This is a genomic window from Rhodoglobus sp. (assembly GCF_053580035.1).
In genome coordinates, this window is sequence record NZ_JBMDVL010000001.1 from 185333 (window position 1) to 198263 (window position 12931).

The following is a 12931-nucleotide window of genomic DNA, read 5'->3' on the forward strand; positions in this document are numbered from 1 at the left end:
ATCCATGACCGAGACCAGACACCTGCGCGCCCGCTATCGTCGGATACTGCGTTTCGCTGCTCGGTACATGGTTCTCGAATGGTGGTTTGAACTCGTACTCCCCCGGTTCGGTCTCGAACGGATCGCCGCCCGCCGCCGACTTGCACGCGCAGCTCACATCGCCCGAAACTTCCACACCCTCGCCGTCGATTTAGGCGGACTCATGATCAAGGTCGGACAATTTATGTCCTCCCGCCTTGATGTGTTGCCGGCTGAAATCACTCGAGAGCTAGAGGGACTTCAGGATGAAGTGCCAGCGGTCGACTTTGCTTTGATCGTAGACTGCGCTGAGCGCGAACTCGGGCTCCCCCTTGAGCGTGCTTACGCGTTCTTCGACTCAACCCCCATTGCTGCTGCCTCCTTTGGTCAAGTTCATCGCGCGCGCCTGACACCGTCGGAGGCGACGGATGTCGGGTTTAGCGATGTAGTCGTCAAGGTGCAGCGCCCAGGAATCGGCGAAATAATTGAGGTCGACCTCTCGGCGCTTCGGCGTGTTGCGCGGTGGCTGAGTCGTGTGCGCTTCATCTCGCGACGCGTGGATTTGCCAGCGCTTCTCGAAGAATTCGCAATCATTAGTCTGCGCGAGATTGACTACCTCAATGAGGGAAGCAATGCCGAAAGATTCGCAGACAACTTTGCTGATGACCCGCGAGTAGAGGCACCCGTGGTGGTGTGGGAGCGTTCCACGCGACGTATCCTGACGCTCTCTGACGCGACGGCGATCAAAATCAACGACGTGCAGCGCCTCGAAGAGGCTGGTATCGACCCAGCCGAAGTCGCCGACGAATTATCGCGTGCGATGTTTGAGCAACTTTTTATGCACCGCTTCTTCCACGCCGACCCGCACCCTGGCAACATATTCGTCACTCCAGCTGACCCAGAACGAGTTGACCAATCTACCCCTGATTGGACGCTCACGTTCATTGACTTTGGCATGATGGGAGAAGTGCCCGAAAACCTCAGCCGCGGACTACAACGACTCATCATTGCCGCGGCCGCGAGAGACGCCCCAGGCCTTGTTGCCAGCGTCCGAGATATGGGCATCCTGCTTCGTACCGCAGAGACTGCGCCTCTCGAACGCGCGATGGGTGAACTATTCGACCGTTTCGGGGGAATGGGATTTAGCGAGCTCCAAAAAGTCGACCCGCAAGAATTCCGGGCCTTTGGAAACGAGTTCAGTGATGTGGTGCGGACAATGCCGTTCCAGCTTCCCGAGAACTTCTTGCTGATCATCCGCTCAGTCTCGGTGACTTCTGGCGTGGCTAGCAACCTGAACTCGAAGTACAACGTCTGGACGGCGATTGAGCCGTTCGCCCAGCGCCTCGCTGTCGATGAAGGTAGCGGAACAATCAAGGAGTTTGCGAAGCAAGCGCTCTCCTCCGCTGGCCTCCTTCTGCGACTGCCTCAGCAGCTGGAGAGCGTTGCGACGCTTATGCAACGTGGTCAACTAGCGGTAGAGACGCCAAGCGTCGACAAACGGTTGCGGGTGGTGGAGCAGCTCGTGCGACGAGTGTTGTCCGCTGTCTTGTTCGCCGGACTACTCATTGGGGGCATCCTGCTGAAGCCAACGGAGCCGAATTTCGGCGTCGTACTCATGATTGTGTCGCTTCTGCCCCTCCTGCATGCCGTACTCGGCGGGATATTATCGACTAGCCGTCGCTTCTAATCCCCGCGAAGGGATTGCTGGGAGTCACCCGCGAATCTGTGCGATCGGCTATCGTGTTAGAAGGACCCAGTCGAATCTGCTGTTGTCCGCTTTTGTCTAGCCAGGCTACCTCTGGTCTCTAGCCGGCAATGTCGCTGGTATTCAGCCGTGCATATCTCGCACCTAGGCTCCTCAAGCATTCAGTACACCGCGCCCGCGTGTGGCGCCTTTCGCAGGAGAATATTATCGCCATCGCACAATCGCCTCGTCCTAATCGCTACCGCGCCGAACCCTCAGTCATGACGGCTTTGCGCACACCGCGAATCCTTACCCGCGAGGTACTGGCGGGGTTGGTTGTCGCATTAGCTTTGATTCCTGAAGCCATTTCGTTCTCGATCATCGCGGGCGTCGACCCTCGAGTCGGGCTCTTCTCTTCTTTCGTTATGGCTGTGTCGATCGCATTCCTCGGCGGTCGGCCAGCAATGATCACCGCCGCGACGGGAGCGATCGCTTTGGTGATCGCCCCCGTCGCCCGCGAATACGGCATGGACTACTTCATCGCGACGGTAATTCTTGGTGGGCTACTTCAAGTCATCATGGGCGTACTTGGCGTAGCGAAGCTGATGCGGTTTATCCCCCGGAGCGTGATGCTCGGCTTCGTGAACTCCCTCGCAATTTTGATCTTCATGGCGCAGTTGCCCCACCTCATTAATGTGCCGTGGATGGTTTACCCCCTCGTCGGTGTCGGCCTCATCATCATGGTGCTGATGCCGCGCTTCACTAGGGTCATTCCTGCTCCGCTGGTAGCCATCGTCCTGATCACCATCGCCACTGTCACTATGGCGATCGCCGTGCCCAACGTCGGGGATCAGGGCGAGCTCCCTCGCAGTCTTCCTGAGCTGTTCATCCCGAATGTCCCTCTCACGTGGGAGACGCTGCAAATAATCGGCCCGTTTGCCCTCGCGATGGCGCTTGTTGGGCTCCTTGAGTCGCTGTTGACGGCAAAACTTGTCGACGACATCACAGACACTCACTCTCGCAAAACTCGTGAAGCTTGGGGTCAGGGCGTCGCGAATGTGCTCTCTGGTCTGTTCGGCGGAATGGGTGGATGCGCGATGATCGGTCAAACCATGATCAACGTCAAGGCATCCGGGGCTCGAACCCGCATCTCGACGTTCTTGGCTGGTATCTTCTTGCTCATTCTGGTTGTCGTACTTGGCGACGTCGTTGCCATCATCCCGATGGCTGCACTCGTCGCTGTGATGATCATCGTCGCGGTGTCGACGTTCAACTGGCACAGCGTGCAGATCTCGACTCTCAAGCGCATGCCCCTGAGCGAGACTGTCGTTATGGTAGCGACGGTCGTCGTGGTTGTCGCAACTCACAACCTTGCGGTTGGCGTTCTCGTTGGAGTCATCGTAGCGATGGTGGCCTTTGCTCGTCGCGTTGCTCACTTTGCGACAGTCGAACGCACTTTGCCCGAAGATGAGACGGTTCCTACCGCGTATTACCGTGTGAATGGCGAACTCTTCTTCGCCTCCAGCAACGACCTGACGACGCAGTTCGAGTATTCGGATGACCCTGATCGGGTCATCATCGATATGTCAAACTCCCATATTTGGGACGCCTCCACAGTTGCCGCCCTTGATGCAATCACTACGAAGTACGAGCGCCTCGGAAAGCGCGTTGTACTGATTGGCCTCAATGAAGCCAGTCAGTATATGCACGAGCGTCTTGCGGGAAACCTCGGGGGCGAAGGCTAACTCAGTTTGCGAGAGGCTCCACAGAAATAGTGGAGTGGTGGGTGTTGGCTGTTCCGTACGCCGCCGTGACCAAGATGGGTAGATGATCTGAAGAACCTCGGGTCAGAGTTTCTACACCTTCGATCGTGAAGCCCTGAGACGTGACAAAGTCGAAGTGCCCGCGGAAGAATTTATAATTCGTGTAGGTCATACGGTCGCTGAGAGACAGGTCGTAACCAGTCTTTTTCACCTTCTGGGTGAGGCCATCTTTAAACAGAGGGTAATTGTAATCACCGACCATGAGGATCGGCGCGCCTGAACCGAGCGTCTGCAGTAGTTCGTGAGCGGCCTTTATTTGGTTGCGCCGCAACGAGTTGAGGGCGGTGAGCGGAGCGGCGTGGAACGAAGCAAGCACAAGCTCGTGTCCGGAGTCGCGATCGATGAGTCGCGAACCTACGAGGCGCTCAGGGGTCGGCGTGAAGATTCGGTCATGAAGCGACTTCTTGAGTTCAAACGCTTGGCTCGCAGTTTGCTCGTATCGTCCTCGCCGATAGTAGACGGCAAGTCCCAGCCGGTTGTTTTTGGTTGAGTCGGCAAGGTGCAGGTCACCAATCTCAGTGGGAAGCTCAGATGAAATGACCTCTTGGAGGCACAGGGCATCGAGGTCGGGTGTTTCTGCGAGCTTCGCCAATTCGGTGGCTGCTTTATTTTTGCGGAGGTTGTAGCTAATTACGCGAATCACGAATCCAAATACCTCTTTCTTAAGAGAGAACTAGCCTATGCGCCATGATCTGAAAGTGCGGGAGATTGTCGATTCGACAACAAACGCACAGGAATCCCTAGGATCAGGATGACAGCCCCAACAGCAATGCCCATGACAGGTAACGTCGCCACCAGCAGGACGCATCCCGCCGCCCCAAGAACATTGATGAGTCGCGGTACACGGCGTTGTGCTGTGGGCTGAGTAAAAGCTGCGACGTTCGCTACACAGTAGTAAAGCAGAACTCCAAACGACGAGAAGGCAATCGCCCCTCGAAGGTCAGCTAGGAGAATCACCACGATGACGATGATCGCAAGGAAAATCTCCGCACGGTGAGGCACGGCGAATCGAGGGTGAACCGCGCCCAGCCACGGTGGCACATCGCTGTTTCGCGCCATGGCAAACGTCGTCCGGCTGATGCCGGCCATCAGAGCCAGTAGTGCGCCGAGTGAAGCAACGCCCGCTGTTAGCGAGATGAGGCCGGATGCCCATCCCCATCCAACCGCGTTGGCTACATCGGCGACCGGTGCTTTCGAGTGAGCTAGCCCATCCACTCCAAGCACAGAGAGCATGACTACTCCGAGAGCAAGGTAGAGAGCTACGGTGATAGCGAGTGCGATCATGATCGCGCGAGGAATTGAGCGTTGGGGCGCCAGAACTTCTTCGCCAAGGGTCGCGATACGGGCGTAGCCAGCGAAGGCAAAGAATAGTATCCCGGCCGACTGGAGTATCCCGTAGACGCTGGTGTCGTCGACAAGTGAAAAGAGCTGAGGGGTGAAGGAGGACGAGCTGATCGTCGCAATGAGAACGCCGATTAGCACCATAATGACGGCGGTGGCCATGACTTTTGTCGCGAGTGCAGTGCGTGTCACCCCGAGTAAATTCACCGCGGTGAGGGACACGACCGCAGCGATGGCAGTGGGCTTTTCCCAACCAGCCGGTGCGATGTAGGCCGCAAACACCAGTGCCATAGCGGCACAACTTGCTGTCTTGCCGATCACAAATGACCAGCCGGCGAAGAACCCCCACCACGGACCGAGCTGTGCCCGGCCGTAGGCATATGTACCTCCGGCTACTGGATGCACGGCGGCAAGTTGCGCGGAGGCCGCGGCGTTGCTCCACGCCACCGCTGCCGCAATTAGCAGGCCGATCACTAGCCCACCACCGGCGGCGTGTGCGGCTGGCACGAATGCGGCGAATACCCCGGCACCAATCATTGAGCCAAGACCAATCATCGTGGCGTCAAATGTGGTCAACCGCCGAGCAAGCGTGGCGTGTGTATTCACAAGATCACCATACTCGTGGCGGAGTTGGGCCAGAGGCGCGCGACATCGATCGTCGGGTGAACAGTGTGCAACGAACTGAGAAACGTTGGGGACTACGTTCTAGTCGACGAAGGAAATTCCATTACTGAGCCTGGTGCGTACGTCGAAAAGCTCATTGCCGCCAAGATGTCGGGTACCGGGAATTTCAGGACCGGTGCGCAGTAAGTGTGCGAGAACGCTCTGACGCACCACGATTGCTGGTTGTCCTCGAACGGTTCCAAGAGAAACCTGCGGTTGAGCGAGGGCTTCATCGGGAACGACTATCACGAAACAGGTGAATGCGACCTTCAGCTGACGACTCAGCGCCTTCGCTCGAGAGGACAACTCGTGCATGGGTTTCTCTGGCTGGACAGCGGGTCCGATTAGCTCGCCGCGGCGAACCTTTATCGGTCCACCAAAGTCTTCGGAGAGCATCGCGAATAGTCCGGTGGGCCCGAGAACGACGTGATCAATCTTGCGGTCGGGGGCTCCCGTCGCGATGTCATGCCACACGGTGAATCCGATTCCGAGAGTGCTAATCGTACGAGCAGTTGCCTCTTCGGCGAAGGCATCCGCGAGTGTTCGACGCAGTTCGCGCGGTGCTCCTCTGACGAGAGCCGGATCGTAAGGATCATCGAGGCTGACTCCCCGGCCAACCCACTCGCGCATGCCGTCAAGAAAACGCTCCCGTCGCCATCCGCCTGGATGCCCGTAGGCCCGAGCCTTCGGGCGAGAGCTTTCGCGAGAGTTTGTGCTCGTGCCGGCGGCGTACGACGGACGAGAAGATTGGGGTGAAGTCGAGCGGGAAGAGAAGACGGCATCGTAGCCGCGCCGTTTCTCCGGAGTTCCCACGCGTTCCCACGCACGCTGAACGGCGGCAAACTTCTCGGGATTTCCCCCAGTATCGGGGTGAGTCTGCCGAAGCGCACGACGAAAAGCCTTCTTAAGCTCAGCGTCACTAGCCGAGGCCTCAACACCAAGCACCTCGTAGGCACTCGCTGACAAGGGGCTATCGGGCATGGACTCGCTTTCGCTGGGTGGCTGACGCAGTTTCGGGTGAATCCCCCACATTACCGAACCTCGCTGGTAACACACGGGATGTCGTAGGCGAGTGCCCAGCCTGCAGGCGTAGCGTTATCGTGTGACTGAACTTCGCGACATCCCTCTGACCACTATTGATGGCTCCACAACCTCGCTCGCTGATTTTCGCGACAAGGTGGTTCTCATCGTCAACGTAGCTTCGCGTTGCGGCCTCGCACCGCAATACGAGCAGCTCGAACAACTACAAAAGACCTATGGCGAGCGTGGATTCGCAGTCTTGGGTTTTCCGAGCAACCAGTTTTTGCAAGAACTCGGGAGTGAAGACGCGATTAAAGAATATTGCTCCATGACGTGGGGTGTGACTTTTCCCATGTTCGAGAAAGTGAAGCTCAACGGCAAGTCTGCTCACCCGCTCTACGCGGAGCTCAAGAAGACTCCTGATAGTGCAGGCAAGGCCGGTCGCGTCGCGTGGAACTTCGAGAAGTTCTTGGTCACTCCCGACAATGAAGTGCAGCGCTTTCGTCCGACGGTGGTTCCGGATGACCCCGCTATCGTCGGTGCAATTGAAGCAGCACTCCCCGCATAGGGTAGATCGATGACTACCCAATTTGTGCATGAAGCTGACTCGAACCGCTACGTGATGAACGTCGATGGCGCGCTCGTCGCTGTCGCAGACTATCGGTCACAGGGGGGCTCGATTTCGTTCAACCATACCTACACTCAGCCCGCCCATCGCGGCAAAGGGTATGCGGCACAATTGGTCAAATTCGCCATGGACGACGTTGAATCGAATTCATCGAAACGAGTTCTGCCGATGTGCTGGTATATCGCCGAGTGGTTCGATGCCAATCCGACTCGTGCAGAACTTCTCTCTCGCTAGTTCCCGCTACTTCTGCCGCGACGATTCTTCTGTCTCGACGATTCTTCCGTCTCGACGTTACTGTGGTGCCCAGTTCACGGCAGCAATAACAATCACAGACACGAGCCCAACTAGGGCGATCGCGAGAAAACACCCGGCGATTAATCTGAGGCGGAGTTTTCGGGTGCGCACGAGCAATCGTGCAATGAGCATCCCCGCATAGAGCGCGGAAATCACTGCAATCGTCGCGAACGCTAATCCAGATGGCGGCAGTGTTGCCAGTGCCGAAAGCATCGCGATAGTGATCGCCGCAAAGAGGGCACCGACGATGAGCCAGCTCGTTCCCGAATTAGTGGTCAGGGCCGGCTGGTTTCTCATTCGAGATGGATCGTCACTCATGGGCAAAAAATACGCCCCTTAGCTGGACGCTGCGTCACAATTGTGGAGCTACTTTTGGCGCTGCAACTGAACAAGAAGCTCGGGACCGTGGTTATCCACTAGTTTGCCGCCCCATCGAACACCAATGATGAGCAACCCCGTGCCGAGCCCTACTCCGATAGCGAGGGCAAGCCATCCAAGTAGCGGTTGATCTGTTGCGATGCCGAGCAGAGCCAGAATCATTTCAGGAAGCGTCAAAACCGTCAAAGCTGTCCACGAGGCCAACATGGACAGCATCAACGTGAATCCGCCACCTGGGCGTGACTTGAATGGATTATCACCGGGGGCCGGAACGGAGAATGCGAAGCGACCTGATACGAGCGATGACAGCGCAAGTCCGGTCAGAAGCAGCCCGAGCGCGATGCCGAGAAGGCCAGGAAGTCTCTCCCAGCTGTTGCTGACCCAGACGCTTGCTACGGTCAGAAAAATGGTGACCGGTATGGCAAACGTTGATACCGCCAACACCCTTCCCCAACGATCAGCGCGACCGCTGACGCCAGTTTGGAGGTGGAGGCTGAAAGCAGTGTTGTCGTATGAGACATCCGTATAAATGGACATCCCGAGCAGCACCGCGACAATGGGCCCAACAAAGAGCAATCCCGTGAGATCGCCGCTCGCTCCGCTATAGAAAAACACGAGCGCTGGCACAAGCGGAACGCTTATCAGGGACTGCGTGTAGCGCGGATCGCGAATCCAGTACGTCAACGCCCGTGCAGCGACAGCACCGCTTGCCGTGCCAGGAAATACTCTGAACCACCCGAGACCTCGCCGAGTTGCTGTACTGGTAGTCGAGTGGCCAGGGCGTTCAAGAGCACGGTCGAGTGCCCAGCGCCAGACGAACACCGAAACTGCGAGAGTGGCGATTCCCATGAGGGCATGGAGAACGGCATAGCCATAGTTGCCGAGCGCGAGATCGCCAGGTACCGCCCAGATGGCACCAAGGGGTGTCCACGCTACGACTCCAGCGATGGCGGGAAAGATCCCGGAGAAATCGCGCAATAGCGAAGAAATACCCAGTATCGCCGGGCCAAGCAAGATCAATGGGATCAAAACCAAAATTGTCTTCGCTTCGCGAGCACGACGCCCACTGGAGATGCGCACTGTCAGAGCTGCGAGCATCCGTGACCCAATGATGCAGGTGGAAGCCCCGACCGCGCCGCAGATAACAGCGACAACGCCGATCAGCGGAGTTTGCCACCAAATGAGTCCCGTCGAGAAAGTCACGAGAGTCGTGATCACTCCGGGAACTCCCAACAAGCCACTGATCGCGAGAGCAAGCACGAGGGTATTTGTCTGGATGGGAAATACAGCGAGCTTCGAGGGCTCAACAGTCTCATCGATGCCAGAACTCAACAGCGGAAGCACGGTCCACCCGAGTAGAAGCACAGCGCCGCCAAGCACACTGACCGTGCGACCGACCTCGACCGGGGCAAAACTCAGGGTGAAAAGGCCAACGATGGCAAGCGCAAGTAGAAACAGGGCGTAGAGGGTGCCGAGGATGACGGCAACGGCCTGCCACGGGCTTCGACTGAGGCTGTTGATCAACAGCCGAAACCGAAGCCTTACGAGATGCGCAACCACTCGGGGCCCTTCCCGTGACGTCTTCCACCGACGAGTTCCACGAACCGGTCTTCCAGCGTCGAATCTCCCCGGACTTCGTCGGTAGTTCCCGAAGCGAGAACACGACCATCAGCGATTACCGCGACGTGATCGCACATGCGTTGCACGAGGTCCATGGCATGACTCGACACGATGACAGTTCCGCCAGACTCAACGAATCCGTGCAAAATATCGCGGATGTTGGCCCCGGACACTGGATCGACGGACTCAAATGGTTCGTCAAGAACGAGCACTTGCGGCGCATGAATGAGCGCACAGGCTAGGGCAATCTTCTTAGTCATTCCAGCGGAGTAATCGACGACAAGAGTTCCGCCGGCAGCCTCGAGATCGAAGAGCTCAAGAAGATCGGCGGCACGCTCCGCAACGACTGCCCGCTCCATGCCGCTGAGGAGCCCTGAGTAGGTGACGAGTTGCAGCCCGGTGAGTCTGTCGAAAAGTCGTACTCCATCGCTCAGAACACCAAGGCGCCTCTTTGACTCCACCAGGTTGGTCCAGACATCAACGCCATAAACCGACACTGTGCCAGAGTCAGGCCGGAGGAGCCCAGTTGCCATCGAAAGAGTTGTTGTCTTACCGGCACCGTTTGGGCCGACAAGTCCAAAAAAAGAGCCACTGGGAACAATCAGATCAACCGCGTTAACAGCGAGCTTCTCACCGAAGCGCTTGGTCAGACCGGTGATTTCGAGGGCAGGCAAAAGAGTTTTGGCATCGGGCACGGCACTAGCCTAAAACCGAATGGTGCTCATTGTGCGTCTGACACCAGAATCTGCGGTGATGCGCAGCTACTAGAGTCGAATAGTTCGGTGCCAACGACACCGTGCACGCACCGATGAAAGGTTGTTATGACGATTACTGCCGCTGCCGATGGCTCAGCACTGGGCAATCCCGGACCAGCAGGGTGGGCCTGGTACGTCGACGAGAGCACGTGGGCGGCCGGTGGCTGGGATCATGCAACGAACAATCAAGGAGAGCTCATGGCCGTGCTTCAGCTATTTCGCGCAACCGCACATGTCGATGATGACCTTCTGATCTTGTGCGACAGCCAATACGTGATCAACTCGGTCACTAAATGGATGCCTGGTTGGAAGAAAAAGGGTTGGCGCAAGAGCGATGGCAAACCCGTCATGAATGTCGACCTGCTTAAGCAGATCGATGACGCCATCGTCGGGCGACGGTACCGGTTCGAATGGGTTCGCGGTCATGTGGGGCATCCGCTCAATGAAGCTGCTGACGTTCGGGCGCGCGGTGCAGCTGAAGCATTCCAACGCCGCAGCGAGTGCCCAGTAGGCCCGGGATACCCTGGTGCTGCTGCTAGCGATGCTTCGCTCGGCAGTTCTCTTTCAGACGAGATCTCCCCACTGTTCTAGGCGCACGCTAAACAACACTGGAGGACCAGCTCATGCCCGATTTTCTGATTGCCGGTGGTGCCGCCCTCGTCTCGGGTTCCATGCTCGTTGTCGGCGCCCTCGTATCGTGGTTCATCAAGGTACCCGCATCCGTCACAGCGGGCATCATGGCTTTTGGAGCAGGGGTGCTTCTCTCCACGCTCGCCTACGAAATAGTTCAAGAAGCCAATGATGGCGGCGGCGTCAGTGCAACAGTCACGGGCTGTCTCGCTGGCGCGACTCTCTACGTAATTGCTGACAGTGTGCTCGCACGATTCGGTGCGCAACACCGAAAACGCTCCTCGACCCTTCAATCGTCGGAGAGCGAAAAACAGGGAAGTGGCACAGCCATAGCCATCGGCGCACTATTTGACGGCATCCCCGAATCTCTCGTTCTTGGGCTGAGTGTTGTTGCAACGGGAGGCGTGAGCATGTCACTCCTCGTGGCCTTCGGGCTCTCGAATGTTCCAGAAGGGCTCTCTGCTTCCGCTGGAATGAAACAGTCGGGGCGCTCAGCTCGCTATGTCTTCGGCGTGTGGGGCGGTATCGCCGTCGCGAGCGGAATTGCGGCGATGATTGGCACTTTCGCTCTCGCAACCGCGAGCCCGTCCACAATAGCGTTTGTGACGACTATCGCCGCCGGGGCCATCCTCGCAATGCTCTCGAACACCATGATCCCTGAAGCTTTTGCGCGCGACAGAGCAATCACTGGCCTGATTGTCACGGTAGGTTTTTTGACTTCGTTCGCGCTTCACGAACTCGGGTAGCCCAGACTCGTTTTACTCTGGCGAGAAGAACGCCGAAATTGCCTTACTCAATGCCAGTGGATCTGCGACCCCGCACATCTCGCGAGCCGAATGCATCGACAGCAGCGGAAGTCCGACGTCGATCGTGCGGATTCCTAGACGGGTCGCGGTAATGGGCCCGATGGTCGATCCGCAGGGCATGTCATTATTTGAGACAAATTCTTGGTACTCGACACCAGCCTGACGGCAAGCGCGCGCCCACTCCGCTGCGCCAACACCATCAGTCGCGTAGCGCTGGTTCGCGTTGATCTTCAACAGCGGTCCCCCGCCAAGTCGTGGCCGATTAGCAGGATCGTGCCGCTCGGGATAGTTGGGGTGTGCGGCGTGACCCGCGTCAGACGAAAGGCACCATGATTCGGCGACGGCTCGCATCCGATCAGTATCGGAACCACCAAGTCCGCCACCGATTCGAGCAAGAAGATCGGCGAGGAAAGGCCCACCGGCACCTGAACGTGTTGCTGACCCAACCTCTTCGTGATCAAACGCGACAAATACGGGAATGTGATCAAGCTTGGTTGACAGCGCAACGAGTGCAACGAGACCGGCGTGAACCGACGACAAATTGTCGAGTCGCCCAGAAGCAAACAGCTTTTCATCAAGGCCGAAAACTGCGGGAGTTGCTGTATCGGCAACGACAATGTCGTAGCCGTCGATATCAGCGGCGGAGCGCTTTGTTGACTCGGTTGAGAGAAGCGATGCGAGGTGCTCAAGCAGGTCGGCGTCACCCAACTCCCCCAAGCCAAGTACGGGGTTCATGTGCATCTGACGCTTCAGAGTTAAGCCGTCGTTGACCTTGCGGTCCAGATGTACGGCGAGCTGCGGAAAACGCAGCAACGGACCCGTGCGTACCAGCTCGGAGGTTCCATCACTGAAAATGATTCGTCCGGCCAACTCGAGCTCACGGTCAAGCCAAGAATTGAGCAACGGGCCGCCATAAATCTCCACCCCGGCCTGGAGCATTCCCTCATTGCCTGTGGTGGGCTTCGGCTTGAGCTTGAAGCTTGGGGAATCCGTGTGCGCTCCGAGGATGCGGAAAGGAGTCGTCGCGGTGGCCTTCGTCGGCTGAATCCACGCTGCAATCGCGCCATCGCGAATCACGAAGTACTTTGCCGCTTTGCGAGTTCGGGCGCCATTCCAGTCGTCCGCCTCGTGAAGTTCGCTAAAGCCAGCAGCGCGTAGTCGTCGAGCGGCTTCCGCCACGGCGTGAAAAGACGATGGGGATGCGGATACAAAGCGTGCGAGATCGTTTACGTGATCGAGAGCGGCAGTCATGGCTCAATTCTCGCACTGTT

General features: G+C 57.7%; 12 protein-coding genes and 1 pseudogene. 6 read left to right on the forward strand and 7 right to left on the reverse strand.

Annotation, left to right across the window (positions count from 1 at the left end):
• The first annotated feature begins 4 nt into the window (after positions 1-4).
• Together ACOH1Z_RS00935 and ACOH1Z_RS00940 are read left to right on the forward strand one after the other, a co-directional pair.
• Positions 5-1705 carry an ABC1 kinase family protein gene (locus ACOH1Z_RS00935; protein WP_449646632.1) on the forward strand — a complete coding sequence of 567 codons (1701 nt, stop codon included), beginning with the start codon at positions 5-7 and terminating at the stop codon, positions 1703-1705.
• Between the two features lie 278 nt (positions 1706-1983).
• The gene (locus ACOH1Z_RS00940; protein WP_449646633.1) at positions 1984-3447 is read left to right on the forward strand and encodes a SulP family inorganic anion transporter; all 1464 of its coding nucleotides are present in this window, start codon (positions 1984-1986) and stop codon (positions 3445-3447) included.
• 1 nt (position 3448) lies between these two features.
• On the opposite strand, the gene ACOH1Z_RS00945 is transcribed toward ACOH1Z_RS00940, so the two are convergent.
• From ACOH1Z_RS00945 to ACOH1Z_RS00955, 3 genes are all read right to left on the reverse strand, one after another.
• The gene (locus ACOH1Z_RS00945; RefSeq protein WP_449648172.1) at positions 3449-4165 is read right to left on the reverse strand and encodes an endonuclease/exonuclease/phosphatase family protein; all 717 of its coding nucleotides are present in this window, start codon (positions 4163-4165) and stop codon (positions 3449-3451) included.
• 38 nt (positions 4166-4203) lie between these two features.
• Complete coding sequence (locus tag ACOH1Z_RS00950; RefSeq protein ID WP_449646634.1) at positions 4204-5472, reverse strand: APC family permease; 1269 nt, start codon at positions 5470-5472, stop codon at positions 4204-4206.
• 99 nt (positions 5473-5571) lie between these two features.
• Complete coding sequence (locus ACOH1Z_RS00955) at positions 5572-6510, reverse strand: J domain-containing protein (RefSeq protein WP_449646635.1); 939 nt, start codon at positions 6508-6510, stop codon at positions 5572-5574.
• Between the two features lie 121 nt (positions 6511-6631).
• Between ACOH1Z_RS00955 and ACOH1Z_RS00960 the strand changes: the two genes are divergently transcribed.
• Both ACOH1Z_RS00960 and ACOH1Z_RS00965 read left to right on the forward strand, forming a co-directional pair.
• Complete coding sequence (locus ACOH1Z_RS00960; protein WP_449646636.1) at positions 6632-7117, forward strand: glutathione peroxidase; 486 nt, start codon at positions 6632-6634, stop codon at positions 7115-7117.
• Between the two features lie 9 nt (positions 7118-7126).
• Complete coding sequence (locus ACOH1Z_RS00965) at positions 7127-7411, forward strand: GNAT family N-acetyltransferase (protein WP_449646637.1); 285 nt, start codon at positions 7127-7129, stop codon at positions 7409-7411.
• A 57-nt stretch (positions 7412-7468) separates the two neighbouring features.
• Here ACOH1Z_RS00965 and ACOH1Z_RS00970 read toward each other — a convergent pair whose 3' ends face one another.
• From ACOH1Z_RS00970 to ACOH1Z_RS00980, 3 genes are read right to left on the reverse strand one after another with little or no spacing between them, the layout of a single operon-like run.
• A complete protein-coding gene (locus tag ACOH1Z_RS00970) occupies positions 7469-7789 on the reverse strand; it encodes a hypothetical protein (protein WP_449646638.1) in 321 nt (106 codons plus the stop codon).
• 48 nt (positions 7790-7837) lie between these two features.
• Positions 7838-9373 (reverse strand): transporter, encoded by a 1536-nt coding sequence (locus tag ACOH1Z_RS00975; protein ID WP_449646639.1) that lies wholly within the window; start codon positions 9371-9373, stop codon positions 7838-7840.
• Between the two features lie 17 nt (positions 9374-9390).
• Positions 9391-10164 (reverse strand): ABC transporter ATP-binding protein, encoded by a 774-nt coding sequence (locus ACOH1Z_RS00980; protein ID WP_449646640.1) that lies wholly within the window; start codon positions 10162-10164, stop codon positions 9391-9393.
• 126 nt (positions 10165-10290) lie between these two features.
• On the opposite strand from ACOH1Z_RS00980, the pseudogene ACOH1Z_RS00985 reads away from it, so the two are divergent.
• Both ACOH1Z_RS00985 and ACOH1Z_RS00990 read left to right on the forward strand, forming a co-directional pair.
• Positions 10291-10755 (forward strand): annotated as a pseudogene (locus ACOH1Z_RS00985) (RNase H family protein); the annotation flags it as partial.
• Positions 10756-10847: 92 nt separating this feature from the next.
• Positions 10848-11600 carry a ZIP family metal transporter gene (locus tag ACOH1Z_RS00990; RefSeq protein WP_449646641.1) on the forward strand — a complete coding sequence of 251 codons (753 nt, stop codon included), beginning with the start codon at positions 10848-10850 and terminating at the stop codon, positions 11598-11600.
• Positions 11601-11612: 12 nt separating this feature from the next.
• On the opposite strand, the gene ACOH1Z_RS00995 is transcribed toward ACOH1Z_RS00990, so the two are convergent.
• Entirely contained in the window at positions 11613-12911 is a 1299-nt protein-coding gene (locus ACOH1Z_RS00995) for a M18 family aminopeptidase (protein ID WP_449646642.1), read from the reverse strand.
• Positions 12912-12931 lie beyond the last annotated feature (20 nt).

Excerpts from the sequence above, each read along its gene's own strand:
- ACOH1Z_RS00970 (WP_449646638.1), bottom strand. The coding sequence starts at position 7,789 with ATGAGTGACGATCCATCTCGAATGAGAAACCAGCCGGCCCTGACCACT.
- ACOH1Z_RS00940 (WP_449646633.1), top strand. The coding sequence starts at position 1,984 with ATGACGGCTTTGCGCACACCGCGAATCCTTACCCGCGAGGTACTGGCG.
- ACOH1Z_RS00935 (WP_449646632.1), top strand. The coding sequence starts at position 5 with ATGACCGAGACCAGACACCTGCGCGCCCGCTATCGTCGGATACTGCGT.
- ACOH1Z_RS00995 (WP_449646642.1), bottom strand. The coding sequence starts at position 12,911 with ATGACTGCCGCTCTCGATCACGTAAACGATCTCGCACGCTTTGTATCC.
- ACOH1Z_RS00990 (WP_449646641.1), top strand. The coding sequence starts at position 10,848 with ATGCCCGATTTTCTGATTGCCGGTGGTGCCGCCCTCGTCTCGGGTTCC.
- ACOH1Z_RS00955 (WP_449646635.1), bottom strand. The coding sequence starts at position 6,510 with ATGCCCGATAGCCCCTTGTCAGCGAGTGCCTACGAGGTGCTTGGTGTT.
- ACOH1Z_RS00965 (WP_449646637.1), top strand. The coding sequence starts at position 7,127 with ATGACTACCCAATTTGTGCATGAAGCTGACTCGAACCGCTACGTGATG.